This window comes from Burkholderia sp. A2, assembly GCF_001729305.1.
Classification (GTDB): domain Bacteria; phylum Pseudomonadota; class Gammaproteobacteria; order Burkholderiales; family Burkholderiaceae; genus Burkholderia; species Burkholderia sola.
This window is the reverse complement of sequence record NZ_LZXX01000004.1, coordinates 228-740: the sequence shown is the minus strand read 5'-3', so window position 1 is coordinate 740 and position 513 is coordinate 228. Positions and strand designations below refer to the sequence as shown.

At 67.6% G+C, this 513-nt stretch carries 1 pseudogene; it reads right to left on the bottom strand.

Annotated elements, in window-relative coordinates:
* Nucleotides 1-513 (bottom strand): annotated as a pseudogene (locus A9Z05_RS37340) (phospholipase D family protein); the annotation flags it as partial.

Below are 513 nucleotides of genomic sequence, written 5' to 3'. Positions count from 1 at the left end.
CGCGCACGCCGCGCGCGGCCGTATCGCCGAGGATATTCACGCCGGCGTCGTGCGGCACGAAGTACGGCGAAAACGCGAGGAATTCCTTCTGCGCGCCGCGCGTCAGCTCGGCCAGGCGCTGCATCGGCGGGCTCACGTAGGTGCCGGTCGGCCGCGCGACCTTGGTCGGCGCATCGACCTTGAATTCGGCCGGCGCCCACACGAGTTCGAGTTCGTCGCGCGCGATCTGCCGTGCGAGCGGCGTCGCGTTCAGCGGCTTCGCGTTGTACGGATCGGCGTTCTTGCGCCAGTGGTCGCGCAGCTCGTCGCGCATCGCATCGAGATCCTTCGGATCGAACCTCTGATGATTGAGCACGCGCAGCGGATAGCTGCTCGCGCTCGCCCAGTAGTCGTCGAAGCTCTTCGAGATGTCGTGGGTCACGGGGCCGGCCGCCAGCACGTCGAGATCGCGGAACTGGAGCGTCGGGCTCGCGCTGAAGTATTCGTCTCCGAGATTGCGGCCGCCGACGATCG